Annotated in this window: 22 protein-coding genes and 1 tRNA gene; 16 read left to right on the forward strand and 7 right to left on the reverse strand. The window is 70.3% G+C overall.

All coding sequences use genetic code 11. From position 1 onward, the window contains the following. Positions 1-11 precede the first annotated feature (11 nt). Positions 12-1,574 (reverse strand): acetolactate synthase large subunit, encoded by a 1,563-nt coding sequence (locus tag ACFVYL_RS18595; protein ID WP_389717179.1) that lies wholly within the window; start codon positions 1,572-1,574, stop codon positions 12-14. A 464-nt stretch (positions 1,575-2,038) separates the two neighbouring features. Between ACFVYL_RS18595 and kdpF the strand changes: the two genes are divergently transcribed. Genes kdpF through ACFVYL_RS18615 form a run of 4 tightly spaced genes read left to right on the forward strand, consistent with a single transcriptional unit; the run spans position 2,039 to position 6,618 of the window. After that, entirely contained in the window at positions 2,039-2,128 is a 90-nt protein-coding gene (gene kdpF / locus ACFVYL_RS18600; protein WP_033264828.1) for a K(+)-transporting ATPase subunit F, read from the forward strand. A gap of 8 nt (positions 2,129-2,136) precedes the next feature. Further along, on the forward strand, positions 2,137-3,801 hold the full coding sequence (gene kdpA, locus ACFVYL_RS18605; RefSeq protein WP_389717181.1) for a potassium-transporting ATPase subunit KdpA: 1,665 nt from the start codon (positions 2,137-2,139) through the stop codon (positions 3,799-3,801). Further along, a complete protein-coding gene (gene kdpB / locus ACFVYL_RS18610) occupies positions 3,798-5,942 on the forward strand; it encodes a potassium-transporting ATPase subunit KdpB (protein ID WP_389717183.1) in 2,145 nt (714 codons plus the stop codon). The genes kdpA and kdpB overlap by 4 nt, the downstream gene beginning before the upstream one ends. Before the next feature lie 7 nt (positions 5,943-5,949). Next, positions 5,950-6,618 carry a potassium-transporting ATPase subunit C gene (locus ACFVYL_RS18615; RefSeq protein ID WP_389717185.1) on the forward strand — a complete coding sequence of 223 codons (669 nt, stop codon included), beginning with the start codon at positions 5,950-5,952 and terminating at the stop codon, positions 6,616-6,618. 14 nt (positions 6,619-6,632) lie between these two features. Here the strand turns inward: ACFVYL_RS18615 and ACFVYL_RS18620 are convergent, their stop codons facing one another. Further along, positions 6,633-6,989, reverse strand: a complete 357-nt coding sequence (locus ACFVYL_RS18620; protein WP_389717187.1) for a hypothetical protein — start codon at positions 6,987-6,989, stop codon at positions 6,633-6,635. A gap of 124 nt (positions 6,990-7,113) precedes the next feature. On the opposite strand from ACFVYL_RS18620, the gene ACFVYL_RS18625 reads away from it, so the two are divergent. Continuing rightward, a complete protein-coding gene (locus ACFVYL_RS18625) occupies positions 7,114-8,130 on the forward strand; it encodes a glucokinase (RefSeq protein ID WP_389717189.1) in 1,017 nt (338 codons plus the stop codon). A 12-nt stretch (positions 8,131-8,142) separates the two neighbouring features. Here ACFVYL_RS18625 and ACFVYL_RS18630 read toward each other — a convergent pair whose 3' ends face one another. Next, on the reverse strand, positions 8,143-9,513 hold the full coding sequence (locus ACFVYL_RS18630) for a glucose-6-phosphate dehydrogenase (protein ID WP_389717191.1): 1,371 nt from the start codon (positions 9,511-9,513) through the stop codon (positions 8,143-8,145). A gap of 125 nt (positions 9,514-9,638) precedes the next feature. Between ACFVYL_RS18630 and ACFVYL_RS18635 the strand changes: the two genes are divergently transcribed. After that, positions 9,639-11,972, forward strand: a complete 2,334-nt coding sequence (locus ACFVYL_RS18635) for an ATP-binding protein (RefSeq protein ID WP_389717194.1) — start codon at positions 9,639-9,641, stop codon at positions 11,970-11,972. Between the two features lie 181 nt (positions 11,973-12,153). On the opposite strand, the gene ACFVYL_RS18640 is transcribed toward ACFVYL_RS18635, so the two are convergent. Both ACFVYL_RS18640 and ACFVYL_RS18645 read right to left on the reverse strand, forming a co-directional pair. Then, positions 12,154-13,587 (reverse strand): trehalose-6-phosphate synthase, encoded by a 1,434-nt coding sequence (locus tag ACFVYL_RS18640; RefSeq protein WP_389717195.1) that lies wholly within the window; start codon positions 13,585-13,587, stop codon positions 12,154-12,156. A 44-nt stretch (positions 13,588-13,631) separates the two neighbouring features. Next, a complete protein-coding gene (locus tag ACFVYL_RS18645) occupies positions 13,632-14,297 on the reverse strand; it encodes an SIS domain-containing protein (protein WP_389717196.1) in 666 nt (221 codons plus the stop codon). Between the two features lie 139 nt (positions 14,298-14,436). Here ACFVYL_RS18645 and ACFVYL_RS18650 point away from each other — a divergent pair, with 139 nt between their 5' ends. From ACFVYL_RS18650 to ACFVYL_RS18680, 7 genes are all read left to right on the forward strand, one after another. Further along, positions 14,437-15,753, forward strand: coding sequence for a caspase family protein (locus ACFVYL_RS18650; RefSeq protein WP_389717197.1), 1,317 nt, complete (start codon positions 14,437-14,439; stop codon positions 15,751-15,753). A 161-nt stretch (positions 15,754-15,914) separates the two neighbouring features. Continuing rightward, the gene (locus tag ACFVYL_RS18655) at positions 15,915-16,124 is read left to right on the forward strand and encodes a hypothetical protein (RefSeq protein ID WP_389717198.1); all 210 of its coding nucleotides are present in this window, start codon (positions 15,915-15,917) and stop codon (positions 16,122-16,124) included. Then, a complete protein-coding gene (locus ACFVYL_RS18660) occupies positions 16,108-16,629 on the forward strand; it encodes a DUF6879 family protein (RefSeq protein WP_389717200.1) in 522 nt (173 codons plus the stop codon). Before ACFVYL_RS18655 ends, ACFVYL_RS18660 begins: the two co-directional genes overlap by 17 nt. Then, complete coding sequence (locus ACFVYL_RS18665) at positions 16,619-17,452, forward strand: helix-turn-helix domain-containing protein (protein ID WP_389717203.1); 834 nt, start codon at positions 16,619-16,621, stop codon at positions 17,450-17,452. Before ACFVYL_RS18660 ends, ACFVYL_RS18665 begins: the two co-directional genes overlap by 11 nt. A 61-nt stretch (positions 17,453-17,513) precedes the next feature. Beyond that, a complete protein-coding gene (locus ACFVYL_RS18670) occupies positions 17,514-17,828 on the forward strand; it encodes a hypothetical protein (RefSeq protein ID WP_389717206.1) in 315 nt (104 codons plus the stop codon). A gap of 40 nt (positions 17,829-17,868) precedes the next feature. Further along, positions 17,869-18,099, forward strand: coding sequence for a DUF397 domain-containing protein (locus ACFVYL_RS18675; RefSeq protein WP_389717209.1), 231 nt, complete (start codon positions 17,869-17,871; stop codon positions 18,097-18,099). A gap of 88 nt (positions 18,100-18,187) precedes the next feature. Beyond that, complete coding sequence (locus ACFVYL_RS18680) at positions 18,188-18,697, forward strand: hypothetical protein (RefSeq protein ID WP_389717211.1); 510 nt, start codon at positions 18,188-18,190, stop codon at positions 18,695-18,697. A 129-nt stretch (positions 18,698-18,826) separates the two neighbouring features. Here ACFVYL_RS18680 and ACFVYL_RS18685 read toward each other — a convergent pair whose 3' ends face one another. Then, a complete protein-coding gene (locus ACFVYL_RS18685) occupies positions 18,827-19,204 on the reverse strand; it encodes a MerR family transcriptional regulator (RefSeq protein ID WP_389717213.1) in 378 nt (125 codons plus the stop codon). Between the two features lie 74 nt (positions 19,205-19,278). Here ACFVYL_RS18685 and ACFVYL_RS18690 point away from each other — a divergent pair, with 74 nt between their 5' ends. After that, positions 19,279-20,007: an SDR family oxidoreductase gene (locus ACFVYL_RS18690; RefSeq protein WP_389717215.1), complete on the forward strand. Its 729-nt coding sequence runs from the start codon at positions 19,279-19,281 to the stop codon at positions 20,005-20,007. Positions 20,008-20,173: 166 nt separating this feature from the next. On the opposite strand, the gene ACFVYL_RS18695 is transcribed toward ACFVYL_RS18690, so the two are convergent. Further along, a tRNA-Leu gene (locus ACFVYL_RS18695) sits at positions 20,174-20,261 on the reverse strand. 188 nt (positions 20,262-20,449) lie between these two features. On the opposite strand from ACFVYL_RS18695, the gene ACFVYL_RS18700 reads away from it, so the two are divergent. Then, positions 20,450-21,775 (forward strand): M20/M25/M40 family metallo-hydrolase, encoded by a 1,326-nt coding sequence (locus ACFVYL_RS18700; protein ID WP_389717217.1) that lies wholly within the window; start codon positions 20,450-20,452, stop codon positions 21,773-21,775. 188 nt (positions 21,776-21,963) lie between these two features. Next, positions 21,964-22,197, forward strand: coding sequence for a chaplin (locus ACFVYL_RS18705; RefSeq protein ID WP_389717219.1), 234 nt, complete (start codon positions 21,964-21,966; stop codon positions 22,195-22,197). Positions 22,198-22,219 lie beyond the last annotated feature (22 nt).

Genomic DNA, 22,219 nt, shown 5'->3' on the forward strand with positions numbered 1-22,219 from the left:
AGCCTGATGTGTCAGGCCAGTGGCGGCACCGCGCAGCTGATCAGGAACGGGCCCGGCTCCGCCAAACCGCGCTTCAGCAGGGTCGCGAACTCCGCCGCCGTCGCGGCCCGTTCGGCCGGTACGCCCATTCCGCGCGCCAGCGCGACGAAGTCGAGGGACGGTCCCGACAGGTCAAGGAGCCGGTGCGCCCGGGCCCCGCCCGCTGCCGCGCCCACCGCGCCGAGCTCCAGGTTCAGGATCGCGTACGAGCCGTTGTCGAAGACGACCGTCGTCACGTCGAGCCCCTCGCGGGCCTGGGTCCACAGCGCCTGCAGGGTGTACATCGAGGCCCCGTCCCCGACCAGCGCGAGCACCGGCCGGTCCGGGCAGGCCACCCCGGCGCCCACCGCGAGCGGCAGGCCCTGGCCCATCGCTCCGCCGGTCAGCGTCAGCCAGTCGTGCGGCGGCGCGCCCGCCGTCGCGCCGGGCAGCCACAGGCCGGAGGTGTTGGCCTCGTCCACGACCACGGCGTTCTGCGGCAGCAGCGCCCCGATCACGGCGGCCGCCGACTCGGCGGTCAGCTCGCCCGTGGGCAGCGCGGGCCGGACGGCCTCCTGCCGTGCGGACTTCGCGCCGGGCCCGACCACTTCGGCGAGCCCTTCGAGCGCGGCCGTCACATCCTCCGGACCGGCCGCGAGCGTGTGCACCGTGCACCCCTCGGGGGGCAGAGAGCCGCGCTGCCCCGGGTAGGCGAAGAAGGTGACCGGTGACGCGGCCCCGGCGAGCACCAGGTGCCGTACGCCCGCGAGTTGGCGCGCCGCGCTCGCGCCGAGGTAGGCGAGCCGCTCGACGGCGGGGCGTCCCGCGCCCCGCTCCAGGCGCGCGGGAAAGGTCTCGCACAGCAGCTTCGCCCCCGTCGCCCCGGCGATCCGCCCCGCGGCCGCGAGACCGGCGCCGCGCGCGGCCGCGCCGCCGAGCAGCAGGGCGGTGTCCTCGCCGGACCGCAGCGCCGCGGCCGCGCCGGTCACCGCGTCCACGGAGACGAGGCCACGCCGCTCGGGGGCGGGACGGGCGGTGGCGGGCGGCTCGGCCGTCCGCGACCAGGAGACGTCGGCGGGCACCACCAGCGTCGCGACGGCGCCGGGCGGCCCGGCCGCGGCGGCGACGGCGGCCGCGACGTCACCGGCGAGTTCCGTGGCGTAGTACGTACGCCGCGTCCAGGCCGACACCGTGCGGGCCAGCGCCCCGATGTCGGACTCCAGGGGCGCGTCGAGCCGCTTGTGGTGCAGGGCGTGGTCGCCGACGACGTTGACCAGGGGCGTCGCGGCCCGCCGCGCGTTGTGCAGGTTCGCAAGGCCGCCCGCGAGGCCGGGGCCCAGGTGCAGCAGGGTGCAGGCGGGGCGTCCCGTCATCCGCCCGTACCCGTCGGCGGCGCCCGTCGCGACGCCCTCGAAGAGGCACAGCACGGGCCGCAGCCCGGGCGCCTCGTCGAGTGCGGCCACGAAGTGCATCTCGGAGGTGCCGGGGTTGGCGAAGCACACGCGGACGCCCCCGTCCACGAGGCCGTTGATCAGGATCTGCGCTCCGTTCGGCATGGCGTTCCGCCTCTGCTCGGTGGCGTGGGCGCGGTGGGCGGCGGTGCCCGGTGCGTGAGGGAGGCCCAGTCTTCACGGGGTCCGGGCCGTGGCGGCAGCCGCGATCCGGCCAGCCGCCGCGGGCCCGCCGGTGCCGCCCGCGCACCTGTGGAACGGGGCCCCCGACCACGCGGACGCGCCGGTGGTCCGCATCCGGCAGAAGGGCTCCAGCGGTCCAGGTCAGGGCCCTCGTGCCGGTCATCGGCAGGAGATCGTAAGAGACCCGTCAAGAGGCCCGGCGACGCCGTATGGAGGGCGTCAACGGACGACGGATGCGGCCGATCGGGCGTTTACCTCTAATCGACCGATCAAGCAGTTCCCCGTCTCTTCCGTCAGGAGCCCACGATGGCCGACATGGCCTTCGTCGCCACCACGATCGCGGTCTTCGCGCTGGTGGCACTCGTCGCCAAGGGGGTGACCAAGCTGTGACCGCCGAGAACATCGTCGGCCTCGTCGTGGCCGTCGCCCTGCTGGGCTATCTCGTCCTCGCCCTCGTCTTTCCGGAGAGGTTCTAGGTACGGATATGAGCCCCGTCCTCGCCGGTGTGCTCCAGCTGCTCGCCCTGATAGCGGCACTCTGTCTGGCACACCGCCCGCTCGGCGACCACATGGCCCGCGTCTACGGTTCGAAGAAGCACCTTCGCGTCGAAAAGTGGATCTACAAGGCCATCGGCGCCGACCCCGACACCGAGATGCGGTGGCCCGCGTACCTGCGCGGTGTCCTCGCCTTCTCGGCGGTCGGCGTCCTCTTCCTCTACCTGCTGCAGCGGCTCCAGGGCTCGCTGCCGGGCTCGCTCGGCTTCCGGTCCATCGACCCGGACCAGGCGTTCAACACCGCCGCGTCCTTCGTGGCGAACACCAACTGGCAGTCGTACGGCGGCGAACAGGCCATGGGCCACGTCGTGCAGACCGGCGGCCTCGCCGTGCAGAACTTCGTCTCGGCGGCCGTGGGCATCGCCGTCGCGGTGGCCCTGGTACGCGGCTTCGCCCGCTCCCGCACGGGTGAGCTCGGCAACTTCTGGGCGGACCTGGTGCGCGGCACCGTCCGCATCCTGCTCCCGGTCTCCGTCGTCGGCGCGCTCGTCCTGGTCGCCTGCGGCGCCATCCAGAACTTCTCCGGCATCCACGAGGTCGGCCAGTTCACCGGCGGCACGCGGCAGTGGAACGGCGGCGCGGTCGCCTCGCAGGAGGTCATCAAGGAGCTGGGCACGAACGGCGGCGGCTACTTCAACGCCAACTCCGCCCACCCCTTCGAGAACCCCGGCCCGCTCTCCAACCTCTTCGAGATCTTCCTGATCCTGCTGATCCCCTTCGCGCTGACGCGGACCTTCGGCAAGATGGTCGGCTCGCTCCGGCAGGGCTACGCGATCCTCGCCACGATGGCGACGATCTGGATCGGCTTCACCGCGCTGATGATGTGGACCGAGTTCCACCACGGCGCCCCGGCCCACGACCTGGCGGGCGGGGCCATGGAGGGCAAGGAGACCCGGTTCGGGGTCGCCGGATCGTCGATCTTCGCGGTCGCCACCACGCTCACCTCGACCGGCGCAGTGAACTCCTTCCACTCCTCCTACACCGGCTTCGGCGGCGGCCTGCAGATGCTCGGCATGCAGCTGGGCGAGATCGCCCCCGGCGGCGTCGGCTCCGGCCTCTACGGCATGCTCATCATGGCGATCATCGCGGTGTTCATCGCGGGCCTCATGGTCGGCCGCACACCGGAGTACCTGGGCAAGAAGATCGGCACCCGCGAGATCAAGCTGGCGGCCTGCTACATCCTCGTCACCCCCGCGCTCGTCCTCGGCTTCACCGCCGTCGCGATGGCCCTGCCCACACCGGGCCACTCGATGACCAACTCCGGTGCGCACGGCTTCTCGGAGGTCCTGTACGCCTACACCTCCGGGGCCAACAACAACGGCTCGGCCTTCGCAGGCCTGAACGCCGACACCCAGTGGTTCAACAGCACGATCGGCATCGCGATGCTGCTCGGCCGCTTCCTGCCGATGGTGTTCGTCCTGGCCCTCGCGGGATCGCTGGCCGAACAGCGGCCGATCCCCGCCACCACGGGCACCCTGCGCACCGAGAAGCCGCTCTTCAGCGGCCTCCTCGTCGGCGCGATCATGATCATTACCGGACTGACCTACTTCCCCGCGCTCGCGCTGGGACCGCTCGCCGAGGGGCTGGCGTCATGAGCACTGACCTGCACAAGAACGACCGGGACGGGGGCCAGGTCGCCACCGCGGACCGCGCCCCCCACCAGGACACCCCCACCGGCCACCGCGGCGCCGACGACACCCGGGTCGGCGCGGGCCTCTTCGACCCGGCCCTGCTGCTCAAGTCGCTGCCGGACGCCCTGCGCAAGCTGGACCCGCGCCTGATGGCCAAGTCCCCGGTGATGTTCGTCGTCCTGATCGGCTCGGTGGTCACCACCGCGCTCGCGGCGCTGGACCCGGGGGACTGGTTCGGCTGGGCGATCACCGCCTGGCTCTGGCTGACCACGGTCTTCGCCAACCTCGCGGAAGCCGTCGCCGAGGGCCGCGGCAAGGCGCAGGCCGACACCCTGCGCAAGGCCAAGACCGACACCGTCGCACGCCGTCTGACCGGCGCGACCGAGGAGCCGGTGCCCGGCACCGAACTGCGCGTCGGCGACCTGGTCGTCTGCGAGGCGGGCGACATCATCCCCGGCGACGGAGACGTCGTCGAGGGAGTGGCCTCGGTCGACGAGTCCGCCATCACCGGCGAATCGGCCCCCGTCATCCGCGAGTCCGGCGGCGACCGCTGCGCCGTGACGGGCGGTACGAGGGTGCTCTCCGACCGCGTCGTCATCAAGATCACGACGAAGCCCGGCGAGACCTTCATCGACCGCATGATCAACCTCGTCGAGGGCGCGGCCCGTCAGAAGACGCCCAACGAGATCGCGCTGAACATCCTCCTCGCGTCCCTCACCATCGTCTTCCTGCTCGCCGTCGTCACCCTCAAGCCCTTCGCCATGTACGCGGGGGCCGACGACCAGACCTCGATGATCGTCCTGACGGCGCTGCTCGTCTGCCTCATCCCGACGACCATCGGCGCGCTGCTCTCCGCGATCGGCATCGCCGGCATGGACCGCCTGGTCCAGCGCAACGTCCTCGCGATGTCCGGCCGGGCCGTCGAGGCCGCGGGTGACGTGTCGACCCTGCTGCTCGACAAGACCGGCACCATCACCCTCGGCAACCGCAGGGCCGCCGAGTTCCTGCCGGTGCGCGGCACCACCGGGGCCGAGGTCGCCGACGCGGCCCAGCTCTCCTCACTGGCCGACGAGACGCCCGAGGGCCGCTCCGTCGTCGTACTCGCCAAGGAGAGGTACGGCCTGCGCGAGAGGCACCGGGGTGAGCTGACCGGCGCCGAGTGGGTGCCGTTCACGGCGCAGACCCGCATGTCCGGCGTGGACGTCGAAGGCCGCAAGGTCCGCAAGGGCGCGACCGGTTCGGTCATCGCCTGGGTCAAGGAGCGCGGGGGCGAGGTCGCCGAGGACGCGCAGGAGCTGAACGACCGCATTTCACAGGCCGGCGGCACGCCGCTCCTGGTGGCTCTGGAGGACGCCGACGGTGCCCGGGTCCTCGGCGTCATCCACCTCAAGGACGTCGTCAAGGAGGGCATGCGCGAGCGCTTCGACGAACTGCGCCGGATGGGCATCAAGACGGTCATGATCACGGGCGACAACCCGCTGACCGCCAAGGCCATCGCTGACGAGGCGGGCGTGGACGACTTCCTCGCCGAGGCCACGCCCGAGGACAAGATGGCGCTGATCAAGCGCGAGCAGGCCGGCGGCAAGCTGGTCGCGATGACGGGCGACGGCACGAACGACGCCCCCGCGCTGGCCCAGGCCGACGTCGGCGTGGCCATGAACACCGGCACCTCGGCCGCCAAGGAGGCCGGGAACATGGTGGACCTGGACTCCGACCCGACCAAGCTCATCGAGATCGTGGAGATCGGCAAGCAACTGCTCATCACCCGGGGCGCGTTGACGACCTTCTCGATCGCCAACGACGTCGCCAAGTACTTCGCGATCATCCCGGCCATGTTCGCGGTGGCCTACCCGAGCCTCGACAAGCTCAACATCATGAACCTGTCGTCGCCTCAGTCCGCGATCCTCTCCGCGGTCGTCTTCAACGCGCTGATCATCGTCGCGCTCGTGCCGCTGGCCCTGAAGGGCGTGCGGTACCGGCCGATGACGGCCGACCGGATGCTGCGGCGCAACCTCGGCGTCTACGGCCTGGGCGGGCTCGTCGCCCCCTTCGTCGGCATCAAGATCATCGACGTACTCCTCTCTCTCCTCCCCGGCATTGGGTGACGTGGTCATGAACAACTCCGTAAAGAACTCCGCCCGGTTGCTGGGGGCGGGCCTGCGCGCCCTGCTCGTCCTGACCGTGATCTGCGGCGTCGTCTACCCGCTCGCGGTGACCGGCGTCGCCCAGGCCCTCTTCCCCGGCAAGGCCAACGGCTCCGAGGTGACGGCGGGCGGCCGGGTCGTCGGTTCCGAACTCATCGGCCAGCGCTACGACCTCCCGCTGAAGAAGGGCCAGGAGACCCCCGGGCCCGACCTCAAGTGGTTCCAGCCGCGCCCCTCCAACGGCCTCGGCGAGAACAGCGTCAACACCCGCTACAAGCTGACCCTCTCCGGTGCCACCAACCTCGCCGGCGACAGCAAGGAGCTGATCCGGCAGGTGAAGGACGCCAAGGCGGCCGTCATCAGGGACAACTCGACCGCGGACCACCGGATCAGGCCCGGCGACGTCCCCGCCGACGCGGTCACCTCCTCGGGCTCGGGCCTCGACCCGCACATCTCCCCGGACTACGCCGACCTCCAGGTCCACCGCGTCGCCGCGCGCAACCACCTCTCCGTAAGACAGGTCCAGAAGCTCGTCGACGACCACACCGACGGCCGGACCCTCGGCTTCGTGGGCGAGCCGCGGGTCAACGTCCTCCGGCTCAACATCGCGCTCAAGGAGCTGGCCCCGAAGAGCTGACGGGACGGTCGTCGTCAGGGAGCGGGGTCGGTGTCGCGCAGTACCGTTCGGATGAACTCCTCGGCCCCGGAGATCTGCTGCGCGTCGATCTCCACCTCCTTGCCGTCGGGGTGCCGGACGACGATGGAGAGGTCCGCGCGGCGCTGGCGGATCCAGAGCTGTACGGACGAGACCAGCGCGGCGACCGTACCGCTGCTGACCGAGACCAGCACCAACTCCGCCACGCCCCCCATCCGGTCCGGCTCCGGAGCCTCGCTCCGCAGCCGGACACGCCCCCTCAGCTCGTCCTCCCGCTGAAGCCAGTCATGCAGATTCCGTGTCAGCGCCGGGTCGCCCGCCGCCTCGCCCGTCACTCTGATCTCGATCGGCATCGTCGCATCCGTTCCCGCGCAGTGCATGGACGTCTGGTCATACTGTGCCCCACGACAACTCGGTCGGGCCGTACGACAATTGGCCCGACCCGAATTCCGAAGTGGTGATGCAGTGCGTACACCGGTGGCAGCGTTCGACGTGGGTGGTACGAGGACCCGGCTGCGCGGCGGATGGACCACGGAGCCGGACTACACCGAGCTGCAGGTGCGGACCGCCGACCATCCGTCGCTGCAGGACCTGCTGACCGCCTGCCTCCGCGAGGCGGACCTGCGGCCCGAGACCGTGGTGCTCGCGGTGGCCGGCCGCGTCCCCGCGCACGGCGACGTGCGGATGACCAACCTCCCCGGCTGGCCGCTGTTCGAGAGCGCCGCGTACGCCGCGCGGCACGGCATCCGGCTGAGCGTCGTGAACGACATGGCCGCGACCGCGCACGGCATGGCGGACCTCGGCCCCGACGAGCTGCGGCCGCTCACCTCCCACGGGCCGGCCTCCCGTACCAGCGAGCTCCTCGCGGTCTCCGTCGGCAGCGGCGTCGGCAGCGCCCTGCTCGACGGGGCGGGCACGGTGCACGCCGCCGAGTCGGGCCACATCGCCTGGCAGCCGGTGGACGAGTTCGAGGCCGGGTACCTCGCGCATCTCAGGGCGGAGACCGGGGGACTCGTCACCGTCGAGGAGTCGATCGGCGGCCTCCGCGGCTTCGACCGCATGTACGACTACGTGCGCCGCGTCATCCCGGCCGCCCCTGACGTGCACGACCGGGTGGCCCGCGCCCGCGCCGCCGGGGCGGCCGTCGCACCGGTGATCACCTCGGCGGCCCGGACCGGCGACCCCTGCTGCCTCGGGATCGTCAGGCTCTTCGCCGCCCTCTTCGGCCAGTACCTGCGCGGCGTGGTCCTGGTGTGCCTGCCGGCGGGCGGCGTCGTCACCCTGACGAGCGGGGTCCTGCAGGCGCCCGGCATGGCGGAACTCCTGCGCGAGAAGACGGAGTTCCTCGACCGGTTCATCAGCCCCGGCGCCTGCCACCACGAACTCCTCGCCGAGGTCCCGGTGCAACTCGCCCTCGACCCGCTGGTGGGGGTGCGGGGCGCCTACCGCATGGCGGTCCGGGCGGCGGAGTCCGGACCGGCCGCCACCCCCTGACGAAAAGAGGCCCTACAGGGGATCGCACCACCCGCCGTCCCCCGGCAGCCCGGCCGACGCGTCCGGCCCCCAGGAGCCCCGCGGATAGCGCAGCGGGGCCTCCCGCCGGTCCAGCGCGGGCGCCACGATGCGCCACGACTCCTCCACGGCGTCCATCGACACGAACCGCCCCGTCCTGCCGTGCAGCGCGTCCGAGAGGAGATGCGTGTACGCCTCCCACGAGTCCCCGGACGCCTGCAGATCGAAGTCCAGATCCACCGCCATCGGGCCGGGATCCGCCCCGGGCCTGCGGGCGTTGAGGGTCAGTACGGTGCCGCCCCGGGAGCCGAGCCGGAAGCGGATGCGGGCAGGACCCGGGTCCTCGCGGGTGAACCAGAGGCGGTGCGCGGTCGGTACGAACTCGACGACCACCTCGATGGCCGTGGCTGCAAGACCCTTGCCGGAGCGCAGCAGGAACGGGACACCGCGCCACCGGTCGACATCGATGTCGAGACGCAGTGCGGCGAACGTCTCCACCGTCGAGTCGGCCGCCACCCCCTCCTCCGCCCGGTAGCCCGCGTACTGCCCGCGGACGAGCTGCCCGGGATCCACCGGACGTACCGCGGCGAGGGTGCGCGCGATCTCCTCGCGAAAGGCCTGTGCGGTGCCGTCGACGGGCCGCCGCATCGCCACTATGCCGAGCAGCTGCAGCAGATGGCTCTGGACGACATCACGGACCGCGCCGATCTGCTCGTACAGGGACCCGCGGCTGTCGACGCCCCTGACCTCGCAGTGCGTGATCTGCACCCGGGAGATCGTCTCCCGGCCCCAGGCCGTCTCCGGGAAGGGATTGCAGAAACGGAAGGCGAGGAGGTTCTCCACCGCCTCCTTGCCGAGATAGTGATCGATTCTCAGCACCGATTCGGCGGAGAAGACCTTGAGGAGCGAATCGTTGAGGACCCGGGCCGAATCGAGATCTTTGCCGAAGGGTTTCTCCACGAGCACGGCGCCCGGGGGAATTCCGACGGATCCCATCGTCGCGATCGTGGCGGTGGTCTGCGGCGGCGGGACGCCGAGGAAGTACACCGGCCGCGCCGCCTCCCACAGGCTCCTGGCCACCTCCTCGATCGTGCCGTGCCGGGTCGTGTCCCCCTCGATGAAGCGGGTCCCGGCGAGCAGCCGGCGCACCACCCGGTCGTCCGCAGGGCCGCACACGTCGTGGACGGACTTGGCCACGAACGTCTCGAAGCCGGCCCGGCCCGGACCCGGCAGTCCGACGGCGACGATCGGCGGGACGCAGCCTTCCGACAGCGACAAGCGGTAGAGGGCAGGCCACAATTTCCTGCGGGCCAGATCTCCGGTCGCGCCGAAGAGAACCAAGGCATCCGATGATGCGGTCGTCACGCACCTCCTCAGGGAGAACCCGGACGCTCGCGACAATACCCAAGCCTCCCCAAAGGGACACGTCTCGCGTCCGCGTGCGAGACGTATAATTCGCCCAACTCGCCATGGCGCACGGGGGTGGATCTGTGTCAGCAGGGGAGATCGGTGGAACAGGCGCGGGGGCGCCCTCGCGCGACGCTCCCACGACGGGGACGCAGACCAGCTGGGAAGGGCTGCGCAGGCTGGTCGACGAACGGGTCGACCGGCGGCGGGGCCAGGAGCGGCGATCCGGTGAGGAGCGCCGCAGGCCGACGGTCGGATCGGTGGACGAGCTGTCCCGGGCCGTCGCTCAGGACCCGGAGTTCAGCCGCAGGCTGATCGACCGCCTGGTGCGGTTCCAGTCGGCCGAAGTGCCGCCGGAGGAACGCCCGCCCCTGCCGATACCCCATCAACTGCCGCTCGGCAGGCCGGGGTTCGTCGGCCGCGAGGGAGAACTGCGCGAGCTGGACCTGCTGCTGGCCGAGCCCCAGAAGGCGGGCCCGGACACCGCGGTGATCTCCTCCGTCGGGGGAGCCCCCGGGGTGGGCAAGACGGCGCTGATGGTGCACTGGGCACACCGCTCGCGCGCCGCGTTCCCTGACGGCCAGCTGTACGTCAACCTCCGGGGCTACGGCCCGGGCAGTCCCCTCGAACCCGCGGAGGTCCTTGCCGACTTCCTGCACGCGCTGGACGTGCCCCCCGCCAAGGTTCCGCAGGAGCTCGAACCGCGCGCCGCCCTGTTCCGCACCCTGCTGCACGAGCGCCGGATGCTGGTCCTCCTGGACAACGCCCGCAACACGGCGCAGGTGTTCCCGCTGCTGCCCGGCAGCTCCACCTGCGTGGTGATCGTGACCAGCCGCAACCGCCTTCAGGGACTCGTCGGGAGCTACGGCGCCCGCAGCATCCGCCTCGACACACTGACCGCCCAGGAGTCCGTCGAACTGCTCACGGGGATCGTCGGCGACGACCGCGTCGTGCACGAGCGCGGCGCCGTCGAGGAGCTCGCGGCCGGCTGCGGTCATCTGCCGCTGGCCCTCAGCATCGTGGGCGAGCGCGTCGCGGCGTATCCGCAATGGCCCATCGCCGACCTCCTCGAAGGTCTCGGGGACGAGCGCCACCGGCTCGACACGTTCACCGCGGACGTCGAGGACACCGGCGCCGAACAGCTCGAAGTGCGGGCCGCCTTCTCCTGGTCGTACCGCGCGCTCGGCGCCGGAAGCGCACGCTGCTTCCGGATCATGGGACTGCACCCCACGGGCGAGTTCAGCCTCCTTGCCGCGGCCGCCGCGACCGGCGACCCCAAGGCGCGCACCAACCTGTACCTGCGCGGCCTGATCGACTGCCATCTCCTCGAACAGGTGGCGCCCGACCGCTTCCGCTTCCACGACCTCATCCATGACTACGCGGCCGAGCGGGCGCACGAGGAGGAGCCCGCGGAAGCCCGGCAGGGGTTCATCAGGCGGTGCCTGCTCTGGTATCTGCACACGGCGGACGCGGCGAACCGGCAGCTGATGCCCCACCGCCGCAGGATCGAGCTCGACGACCTGCCCGACCGGTGCGAACCGCTCTGCTTCGCCGACGGCGCTCAGGCGCTGCGGTGGTGCGACACCGAGCGGACCCACCTGATCGCACTCGTGCGGCAAGCGGTCCACTGCGACCAGGACTCGGTCGCCTGGCAGCTGCCGGTGGTCCTGTGGAGCTTCTTCAACGTACGCAAACTCCTGAGCGACTGGATCGACACCCACGAGCTGGGGCTCCGCGGGGCCCGGCGCTCCGGCTGCCTCAGGGGTGAGGCCTGGACGCTGAACAGCCTGGGCAACGCCTACCGCGGCACCCAGGAGTTCGAGAAGGCCGTCGAGACCTGGGAACAGGCCCTGGCGATCCGCCGCAGAATTGGGGACAAGTACGGAGAGGGCACCTCCCTCAACAACCTGGCGGGCGCCCTGCGGCGGATGGGCCGGATCGAGGACTCGATACGCCACTCCACCGACGCACTCGCCATCCACCGCGAGATCCGGGACAGCTGGAACGAGGGCATCGACCTCAACAGCCTCGGCAACGCCCACCGCGACCTCGGCCGGACTGAGGAGGCGATCAGCTGCTGGCTCCGCGCGCTCGGCATCCAGCGTGAGATCAAGGACCTCTTCGGCCAGGGCACCTCGCTCAACCACCTGGGCGAGGCCTACCGCACGGCCGGGCGTGCGGACGAGGCCGTGGCCGCCTTCGACGAGGCCCTGCAGATCAGACGCTCCTTCGGGGACGAGCCCGGGGCCGCGGCGACGGCGGTCAACCTGGGCGAGACGCTGGCCGCCATGGGACAGCTGAAAGAGGCCGCCGTCTACTACACCCTCGCGCTCGAAGACCTGGCGCGGCTCGGCGACCCCCGCACGGAGGCGGTGAACGAAGCCCTGCGCGTACTCGTCGGCAAGAGCGTGACGTAGCTGGCCTAGGCCCTGTCGTCAAACTTCCGTCTGCCTCGCGACGCCTGGCACGCACGCTCGCCGCGTTGTCGGGCTCATCCCGGTACGCCCAGTACCGGGATGACCCTCCGCCTTGCGATCGCACGCACCAGACGCCGCGAGGCCGCCCTCCGGGCGAACGACGCGAGTTTGACGAGAGGGCCTAGCAGCCCTTGCCGTCGCGGACCTCCGCGAGATCCGCGAGCTGCGCCCGCAGCCAGCCCTCGGGCGAGGCCGCCGCCAGCGGCGCGCGCATCCGTTCGGCCCTGGCCGCCCGCTCGCCGAGCGGCATGGCGAGCGCCTGCCGGAGCGCCGACGCGGTCGCGCGGACGTCACGCGGGTCGTCGAGGACCAGGGCCCCGCCGCGCAGCCGCTCGGCGCTCCCGGTCCGTGCCGAGAGAACGACCGCACCGTCCCGCCGGTTCACAAGGACACCCTCCTGGGCGACCAGGTTCATCCCGTCGTGGACCGAGTTGACGAGCAGGACGTCGTACTCCCGCAGGGCGGCCATGGCGCGCGTCCGGTCCTCGTCCCAGTAGACGGTCAGGACACCGGGATGGGCGCGCTGGATGTCCGCGACGGCATCCCGCACCCGGGCCGCGTACCACGCGTACTCGGGCACCGCGGGCCGCGACGGGGTCAGACAGCACACGAACCTGACGCGGCGGCGCAGCTCCGGGTGCTCGTCGAGGAGGAGCGCGAACGCCTCGAAGCCCCGCAGAACGTTCTTCGCCGGGTCGAGCCGGTCGACGCGCACCAGCAGGCGCGCCCCCTCCCGCAGCCCGCGCACGACGGCGGACCACCGGTCCGCTTCCGGCGTGCCGAACACGTCGGTCAGGTACTCCTGGTCGGGCGGCGCCGGATAGCGGCGCACCAGCGTCCGGCCGCCGGCGTGCCGGACGCTCCCGGCCCGGCGGTCGACCTCGCACCCGGCCTCCCCGCTGAACCGGAGGAAGGAGTCCGCCCACCGCTCGCACTGGAAGCCGAGCACATCCGCCCCGAGCATGCCGCGAAGCAGCAGCCCCCGGGCTGCGCGGGGCAGCACCGCGAGAGCCTCGGGAGCCGCGAACGCGGCGTGCAGGAAGAGGCCCACCGTCTGCTCGGGCAGCCGGGCGCGGAGGAATCCGGGGGCGGTGAGGAACTGGTAGTCCTGGAAGCAGACGACGCCGCGCGGGTGGCAGGCGTCGGCGGCCGCGGCGGCGACGGCCCGGTTCACTTGCTGGTACGCGCGCAGGGCGGAGCCGTCCCGCAGCGGCCCCGGTCCGGCGGAGTCGAGGGGGCGCGGAAGGTCGTCCCAGAGATCGTGGAGCGCGTACCAGAGCCCCCGTACGCCCGCGTCCTCGTAGTACCTCCGGTAGTCCGCGGGCAGGCAGGGGACCGTACGGAATCCGTAACCGAGCCCGAGCCGGGCGAACCGGCCGTCCGCCGTGGCCCGCCGGTCCTCCTCGCTCGTCGACGGGGCCAGCCAGCGGACCTCCTCGCGCAGCGCCCGGGCGGACCGGTCGAGCAGCGACGTCACGCTGCCCGGCCGGCGCTCCAGGACGGGTCCTGACGGGGTGGACAGGAACGTCACAGGGCCGCGGTCGGACACGAGCACGACATCGGCCGCACCCGCCGTCCGGGCGGGCCCCCGCGCCACCGTCAGCCCTGCGTTCCGTCGAGCGAGGGGGCCAGGATGTCGCGGGTGTGCCCCCTCCCCGTGCCCAGGGCGAGAGCCAGCGAGTGCACCAGGCCCAGGTGCACGGTCTCCACCACGCCGTACACGGGGCTGTCCACCAGCAGGGGGACGTCGACCAGGGCGGCGGCCCCGCCACCGGAGCCGCCGAGCAGCCCGACCGAGCGCACGCCGCGCGCCCGCGCCGTCTTGAGGCCTTCGACGATGTTCGGGGAGTCGCCGCTGACGCTGATGGCCACCACCACGTCGCCGGGGGTCAGCAGGCGCGCGAGCTGCTCGGAGAAGACGCGGTCGTATCCGATGTCGTTGGCCAGGGCGGTGAGCAGGGGAGTGTTGCCGGTGAGGGCGTGCGTGCGCAGGCCCGCGGCGTGCGGGCCCGAGGTCATGGCGAGGTCGGACGCCAGGTGGCCCGCCGTGGCGGCGCTCCCGCCGTTGCCGATCGCGTAGAGACAGTTGCCGCCGGCTCTGACCGAGTCCAGCAGCCGTACGGCCGAGGCGAAGCGGTCCGGCTCCAGGGCGAGGGCGGCATCGGCCACCAGATGCTGGAACGCCGTGCAGACGGCGGAAGCCTGGTGCGTGCCGCCCTCATGCCCTAACTCGTTCGAGTTGTCCACCACATCCGCGCGTCCCATGGCGATCCCCACCTGTTGCAGTCGGTTTCGGATTCGCCAGCATGCCCGAATCCTCGGGCAGCGGTAAGAGCGCCGCTCCTCAAATGAGTTGCCTCGCTATCATTTGGGCAGTGGGGCGGTGCAGCAAGAGGGGGACGACGTGAGGCTGGCCGGCGGCTCGAACTCGCATGCGGTGCTCATCGGATGCAGCGACTACGACGACGTCGCACTCCCGCCGCTCCCCGCGGTGCGCAACAACCTCGAGGACTTACGGGACCTGCTCACCGGACCCGGCAACTGCGCACTCCCCGGCGAGCGTTGCACCCTGCTGCACGACGTCAGGGAGCCCCAGCGGGTGGGCGAGGCGCTCAGCCGCGCCGCGAGCGGGGTGGAGGACATGTTCCTGGTCTACTTCGCGGGCCACGGCGCGCTGGACGACCAAGGACTGCTGCATCTCCTGCTCAGCGGGAGCGACACCAAGCTGCTCGGCTGGTCGAGCCTGCGCTTCGACCTGATCCGCCAGGCGCTGGCGTACGCACCGGCCAGGAACCGGGTGCTGCTGCTCGACTGCTGCTTCTCGGGGCGGGCCATCGACACCATGGGGGACGCCGCCTCGCTCTACTTCGGCCAGCTGGAGATAGCGGGAACGTACGTCCTGGCCTCCGCCCCCGCGAACACTCCGGCCCGTGCCCCGCTGGGTGAGCGGCACACCCTGTTCACCGGCGAGCTGATCAAGTTCCTCCGCGAGGGCTCCGCGGCCGAGCCGGAACTGCTCACCCTGGGGGCGGCCTACCGCCACACGGCCAGGACCCTGGCCGCGAAGGGGGAGCCGAGGCCGCAGTGGCGCGGCACCGGGACGAGCGACCAGCTGGCCCTGGCGGCGAACGCGGCCTTCCGCCCGATGGCCTCCGACGACGTGCCCGACCGCCTGCGCGGCGCCCTGGAGCTGGCGGAGTCCGGCGACCTGGCGGGAGCGGTGGACGCGCTGCGCGTACTGACGCGGCAGTGCGTCCAAGTCCTCGGCGCCCGCCACGACTTCACGCTCCTCGCCCACCAGGCTCTGGCACACGCCGAGGGCGAGAGCGGGCGCGCTTGCGACGCCGCGGCGCGGTACGCCCTGCTGGCCGACGAGCTGGCCGCCGAGCGGGGCCCGCAGCATCCGGACACCCTCCAGGCGCGCCACGAACAGGCCCGCTGGACCGGCATCGGCGGGGACGCCGCGGCCGCCGCCCACCTGTTCGCCGAGCTCTCCGTCGACGCCTCGGGCGCGCTGGGCCCCGCGGACGTCCGCTCGCTCAGCTGCCGATGGCAGCACGCCCACTGGACGGGCATGAGCGGCCACCCCGACCGCGCCGCGGCCGCCTTCGCCGAGCTCGCCGAGAGCTACGGCTCCACGCTGGGCGAGCGGCACGACGACACCCGGGCGGCCCGCCGCAACCACACGTACTGGCGGGACGGGGCCGTCCCCGGCGGCTGACGCCGGACACGCAAAAGACCCCTGACGAACAGGGGGCTCAGACTCATGATCGTCTACCCGACAACGCAAATATTGGCTTTCCCGCATGGACGTTCCGCCCGACCGCGTCCTAGCGTCCTCTCAGCAGCAAGGACATGCCTTGCGCGGGAGGGTGGACCATTATGGCTCGCGAGGAGCTGACCCGTTTAACGGGCAGCGTCGACGACCCGGAATGCTCTCAGAACGATTGCCCCAACCTCTACCGGACGAAGCGCGGCTCCATCATCGTCCAGGGCGATGCGTCCGACGCCTTCACGCCGCCTGACGGCGAGGGCCTGGTGGAGATTCCCGAGCACGTTCTTAGGGAGGCTTTCCGTGCTCTTGGATGGTGACGCTTGGGCGGCCAAGTTCCGCGACTTCCGGAGCGAGGCATGGCGGCTCGAAACGCTGCCTGCGTACAACGTCCCACAGGAGGCCGAGGGGATCAGGGCTTTTCAAGCCGGGGAACGCATCGATCCTCGTACCCACTCGAATGAGTACACCGAGGATCTGAAGCGGGTACGACGCGAGGGTAAGAGCAAGGGGCGCGTGCATATCGTGACCCGTCCACTCTCGGACTACCTTCGCTATGAGTTCATGTACTACCGGCCGCATGTGTGGGCCGGTGAGGACATCCGGATCATGGATGTCACCGACCGGCCAAATCCTTTGGAGGGCGTCCAGGACTTCTGGATGTTCGATCGGCAAGAGGTCGTCCTCATGAACTATGAGGCGGACGGAACTCAGATCAATCGGGAAGTGTGCGAGGGCAGCGTGAGCCCTTACGTGGAATACCAGCGAATCGCATTGGCCGAGTCGGTGCCCTTTGAGGAGTACGTGAAGGGCCTTGACGTTTGAGCCGCAGGAGCTAGGCCAGTCGAAGGCTGACCTAGCGGAGACTCTGAAGACACTACGCAAGCGAGCTGGACGCACTCAGGTCTGGCTCGCTAAGCGTACGAATATGTCTCAGACAAAGATCAGCAACATTGAGGGCGGGAAGCTGACCCCGTCCCTTGTCGACGTGGAGCTCGTTCTCCGAGCCCTGGACGCTCCGGCCGACATGGTGGCGCAGGTGTCGTCCCTTGCCCGCACCGCCAACACAGAGTGGCAAGACGTGTGGTCGCAGCGCCGTACGGGCCTGGAGAAGAAGCAGAACGAGCTAGCAGGATTCGAGCAGTCATCGACCGAGTTCCGGTACTTCCTGCTGTCCATGGTCACGGGCCTACTGGCCACACCTGAATACGTGAGGGCGAGCCTTGCCGCCGTCCCCGGCGACCACAGCAAAGCCATCGGGAAGAAGCTCGAACGGCAGGCTGTCCTGCGCGACACGTCGAAACGCTTCACGTTCGTTCTGACCGAGCAGGCCGCTAGGTGGCCTTATCTTCCTGCGTCAGCAATGGCTATGCAGGTTGACCGACTCGTATCCGTCAGTCTCCTGCCGAACGTGCACCTAGGCGTGATTCCCCTGGGTGGGCACATGTCGAATGCTCCACTCAACACATTCACGGTCTACGACTCTCGGATAGCGACCGTAGAGACTTCCACCGGGGCAATGGTGTTCCGCGACCATCGCGATGTCTCGGCATACCTGAATGAGTTTGCCGCCTACGAGGCATGCGCCGTCTTCGGCGAGGAAGCCAGAGAACGACTGTCCGAATGGGCTCGCTGCTTCCGCTCATGATCTTTACCCGACAACGCGAATAAGGCTAGAGGTCCCTCTCCTGCGGTCCGAGGATGTACCTATGCCGACCAAACCGAAGAACCAGAGCCAGAAGGCCCCTCAGGGTTGGCGGATGGACCCCATCCCGAGCCGTCCGGCATACCGGGATGATGACGGGAACATTCGTGTCCCCGTGTGGCTGACGAAGAACGGTCGGCATATGGCAGATACAGAAATGGTCCTGCTTCCGTCTGAGGCCGCCTTACTGGCCGACAACCTGGCCAAAGCGATGCGCGACAACTCCCGGTCGATGCTGCACGAGATCTTCCGGGAGAGCGTGACGGCTCTTGGCCCGGGCGTTGTGTACGTGTCGAAGCCGGATCAGTACCGGCTCTGAGTCTGCCCCTCCAGCATCGACCTCACAGGAAGGCACACCCATGCCTGGAACCGACCTGTACAGCCTGCCCCTCGACGGCGCCACGTTCCTCAAGGCGTGCGGGGGCAACACACATCCGGACGGCGAGTCCTGCGCGACCCTCGCGAAGATCGGCCCCGACGCGTGGGCGTTGGGCGACAGCAAGCGGCCCGGTGCGGAGCCGTTGCGCTTCACCACCGAGGAACTGGACGCGGCCGGTATCGACCCGGCCCGCTTCGGCCTGTCTGCCTGACGGCCATTCCGGCCCCCGGCCCTGGCTCACCCTCGGGAGGCAGGGCCGGTGGGCGCCCCTCTTCTTCCTGCACTGAACGGGACGACAGTTGCACCACCACGGCTACCTGTGGACCGGCTCCAAGCAACGGTTCGATGATGAGGCACTGAGACGGCCTCCGTACCCTGACCCGCCTCCGGCGGATGGTAAGCCGGAACTGATCCAGCGGCACAGGGAAGTGAAGGCGGAGTTCCCCGTCGTGGACCTCCCGCCGCTCGAAACGGCCTACTGGCTGACCAAGCCAGAGAAGCTGATTCGGGGCACCTGGGAGGAGCCGAAGGAAGCGGCGGAATGGCTCGGGGCACGGCTTGCCGAGTACGCACCTCGGTTCGCTTCCGAGTCGGACCGCGACAGTACGCGGCTGGCGCTGCTGGGCAACTCCGCTGCCGAACGGCTGGGGTGGGGTGGAGACGTGTCCCGCGGTTTCTACCTGGAGAGGCCCGCGTTTCTGTCCGTAGCTCTGGTGACGTGTTCTCCCAACCATGCCGCACCAGACCTTGCCTGCCCGATGAGGCAGCCGTGCGGACCACCGCCCTCACCGACTCCTGCCCACACCTGATGAGAGGGAGCACACGACGATGGCCCGCTCGCTCCTGCGGTACTCCTGCGGTATACGAGGCACCGGATCACTCAACAGCCGGACACAGAAGTGACGTGGATCGCTGGTGCGACGTCCGGCCGACCGCGCCTACGGGTGCGTGTCCGTGAGCGCGATGACCTCGTCGAGGCGGTCCAGGGCAGCCTGCAGGTCGTCGACCTTGGCCTGGATCCGGTCGCGCTCGGCGCGCAGCATGGCTCGTTGCTCGGCGTCGGTGTGCCCGGAGTCCCAGCACGGAAGGAGTTCCGTGATCCTTCGGCTGGTCAGGCCGGCGGCGAACATCTGCTGGAAGAAGCGGATCAGGGCGATGGCGTCCTGTCGGTAGAGGCGCTGGCCGGACGGGCTGCGCTCCGCGATGAGTAGCCCCTGCTGCTCGTAGTAGCGCACGGCGCGTACCGAGACACCGGCACCCCGTGCCACCTCGCCGATGCGGATCAGCCGCTCGGCCGCGGCCTCTGTGACGGTCATGGTGTTTCCTCTCGCCCCGGCCCGGATGACCAACGCTTGCCTCTGACGTCAACGTCAGGTTTTAGCGTACGGGCATGGATATCAACAACTCAGTTGTCCTTGTCACCGGAGCCAACCGCGGCCTGGGCCGCGCCTTCGTCCAGCGCCTGCTCGAACGGGGCGCCCGCAAGGTCTACGCGACGGCCCGCCGGCCGGAGACCGTGGACCTGCCCGGGGTCGAGGTGCTGCCCCTCGACATCGCCGATCCCGCAGCCGTGCGGGCCGCCGCCGAGGCCGCCCCGGACGTCTCGCTGCTCATCAACAACGCGGGCATCCAGACGGGGACCGACCTGGTCACCGGTTCGCTGGACGCGGTGCGGCACGAGCTGGAGACCAACGTGTTCGGCCACCTGGGAATGATCCGGGAGTTCGCGCCGGTGCTCGCCAGGAACGGCGGGGGCGCGATCGTCAACGTGCTCTCCGCCATGTCGTGGTTCGGGGGCAAGGGCGCCAACGCCTACCACCTGACCAAGGCCGCCGCCTGGGCCATGACCAACGGCGTCCGCCTGGAGCTCGCCGAGCAGGGCACGCTCGTGACAGCGGTGCACCTGGGCCTGGCCGACACCGACATGGCTGCGGGCTGGCCCGTGGACAAGATCGCGCCGTCGGACCTGGCCGACGCGGCACTCGACGGTGTCGAGGCGGGATCCGCCGAGGTCCTCGCCGACCAGTGGAGTCGGGACGTCAAGTCCCGGCTGCCGCTGACGCCGGAAGAGTTCAACGCCGCGATGGACCGCGCCCTGGCGGCGCTGACGGCGGCCTGAGGAGTTTCTCGGGCCGCACCTGGAAGGCCTCCTCGATCTTCCAGCGGGCCCCGGTGACGCGGACCGGGGCCTGCCTGGGAGTCGGACTCGCTGGGCCATTGGTCACGTGGTTGGTCACGCCACAGCCCAGAAAAGCAAAAAACCCCACATGAAGTGGGGTCTCAGCTGGTGTCCGAGGGGGGACTTGAACCCCCACGCCCGATAAAGGGCACTAGCACCTCAAGCTAGCGCGTCTGCCATTCCGCCACCCGGACAAGGTGTCTGTCTTCGCGGGGCGTTTCCCGCGGCGACACAGAGAACATTACCAGGCTCCCAGGGGTACTCGATCACCCCACTGGTCTCCCGTGAACGGCTGATGACGACCCCCGCCCGCCCTTGGGCGCGGAGCCCCGGAGAGAGAGGATGAAGGGGACCACCAGCAGCGAATGCGGGAGGAACCAGCGTGAGCGGGTCCAGCACGGGCAAGGCCGTCACCGGTGAGGACGAGGTCGTCGACCTCTGTCGCGAACTGATCCAGATCGATACGAGCAACTACGGCGACCACTCGGGCCCGGGGGAGCGCAAGGCCGCCGAGTACGTGGCCGAGAAGCTCGCCGAGGTGGGTCTCGAACCGAAGATCTTCGAGTCGCACCCCGGCAGGGCCTCCACGGTCGCCCGGATCGAGGGCGAGGACCCGTCGCGGCCCGCCCTCCTCATCCACGGCCACACGGACGTCGTGCCCGCCAATGCCGCGGACTGGACGCACCACCCCTTCTCCGGGGAGATCGCGGACGGCTGCGTGTGGGGCCGGGGCGCCGTCGACATGAAGGACATGGACGCGATGACCCTCGCGGTCGTCCGCGAGCGGATGCGCAGCGGCCGCAAGCCGCCCCGGGACATCGTCCTGGCCTTCCTCGCGGACGAGGAGGCGGGCGGTACGTACGGCGCGCGGCACCTCGTCGACAACCACCCCGGTCTTTTCGAGGGGTGTACGGAGGCGATCAGCGAGGTCGGCGGCTTCTCCTTCACGGTCAACGAGAACCTGCGCCTCTACCTCGTCGAGACGGCCCAGAAGGGCATGCACTGGATGAAGCTCACCGTGGACGGCACCGCCGGTCACGGATCGATGATCCACAAGGACAACGCGATCACCGAGCTGTCCGAGGCCGTCGGGCGCCTGGGCCGGCACAAGTTCCCGGTGCGGGTCACCAAGACGCTGCGGCACTTCCTCGACGAGCTCGGCGACGCCCTCGGCACCGAGCTCGACCCGGAGAACATGGACGAGACGCTCGCCAAGCTCGGCGGCATCGCCAAGCTCATCGGCGCCTCCCTGCAGAACACCGCGAACCCGACGCAACTGGGCGCCGGGTACAAGGTGAACGTGATCCCCGGCCAGGCCACCGCGCACGTCGACGGCCGCTACCTGCCGGGGTACGAGGAGGAGTTCCTCGCCGATCTGGACCGGATCCTCGGTCCGCGGGTCAAGCGCGAGGACGTGCATGCCGACAAGGCTCTGGAGACCACCTTCGACGGCGCGCTCGTCGACGCCATGCAGACCGCCCTGCGGGCCGAGGACCCGATCGCCCGCGCCGTGCCGTACATGCTCTCGGCCGGCACGGACGCCAAGTCCTTCGATGACCTCGGCATCCGCGGCTTCGGCTTCGCGCCGCTGAAGCTGCCGCCGGAGCTGGACTTCGCGGGCATGTTCCACGGTGTCGACGAGCGGGTGCCGGTCGACGGCCTGAAGTTCGGCGTCCGGGTGCTCGACCGGTTCATCGACGCTTCTTGACGGAATGCGGCCGAAACCTTCCGGGATCGGCCGCTTTGCGTGCTGAAACGACTCTCCAATAATCGTCAGCGCGTACGTACTTGACTGAAAAGAGTGAAAGGGACCATAGGCTCGTAGCCCCACTACTTCCTCCTCGTTACAGGTGGTGCAGTCCGCGGCTGGGACTGCATTGCCAACAAGGAGGAATAATGATCAAGAAGATCGTCGCCGCTGTGGCTGCCACCGGTGGTCTCGTGCTCGCCGGTGCGGGCGTTGCCGCTGCCGACGCCGGTGCCCAGGGTGCCGCCGTGAAGTCGCCCGGCGTCGTCTCGGGCAACGTTATCCAGGTTCCCGTCCACGTGCCGGTGAACGCCTGCGGCAACACGGTCTCCGTGATCGGGCTGCTGAACCCCGCCTTCGGCAACACCTGCATCAACAAGTGACGTCGTTGTGCCTCACCCCTTG

It is taken from the genome of Streptomyces sp. NPDC058308, from assembly GCF_042880275.1.
In the GTDB taxonomy this organism is placed as follows: domain Bacteria; phylum Actinomycetota; class Actinomycetes; order Streptomycetales; family Streptomycetaceae; genus Streptomyces.

Coding starts and splice junctions, on each gene's coding strand:
- ACFVYL_RS18670 (WP_389717206.1), top strand. CDS start 17,514: ATGCCGACCAAACCGAAGAACCAGAGCCAGAAGGCCCCTCAGGGTTGG.
- ACFVYL_RS18685 (WP_389717213.1), bottom strand. CDS start 19,204: ATGACCGTCACAGAGGCCGCGGCCGAGCGGCTGATCCGCATCGGCGAG.
- kdpA (WP_389717181.1), top strand. CDS start 2,137: ATGAGCCCCGTCCTCGCCGGTGTGCTCCAGCTGCTCGCCCTGATAGCG.
- kdpB (WP_389717183.1), top strand. CDS start 3,798: ATGAGCACTGACCTGCACAAGAACGACCGGGACGGGGGCCAGGTCGCC.
- ACFVYL_RS18705 (WP_389717219.1), top strand. CDS start 21,964: ATGATCAAGAAGATCGTCGCCGCTGTGGCTGCCACCGGTGGTCTCGTG.
- ACFVYL_RS18595 (WP_389717179.1), bottom strand. CDS start 1,574: ATGCCGAACGGAGCGCAGATCCTGATCAACGGCCTCGTGGACGGGGGC.
- ACFVYL_RS18655 (WP_389717198.1), top strand. CDS start 15,915: ATGGCTCGCGAGGAGCTGACCCGTTTAACGGGCAGCGTCGACGACCCG.
- ACFVYL_RS18645 (WP_389717196.1), bottom strand. CDS start 14,297: ATGGGACGCGCGGATGTGGTGGACAACTCGAACGAGTTAGGGCATGAG.
- ACFVYL_RS18620 (WP_389717187.1), bottom strand. CDS start 6,989: ATGCCGATCGAGATCAGAGTGACGGGCGAGGCGGCGGGCGACCCGGCG.
- ACFVYL_RS18615 (WP_389717185.1), top strand. CDS start 5,950: ATGAACAACTCCGTAAAGAACTCCGCCCGGTTGCTGGGGGCGGGCCTG.
- ACFVYL_RS18690 (WP_389717215.1), top strand. CDS start 19,279: ATGGATATCAACAACTCAGTTGTCCTTGTCACCGGAGCCAACCGCGGC.
- ACFVYL_RS18675 (WP_389717209.1), top strand. CDS start 17,869: ATGCCTGGAACCGACCTGTACAGCCTGCCCCTCGACGGCGCCACGTTC.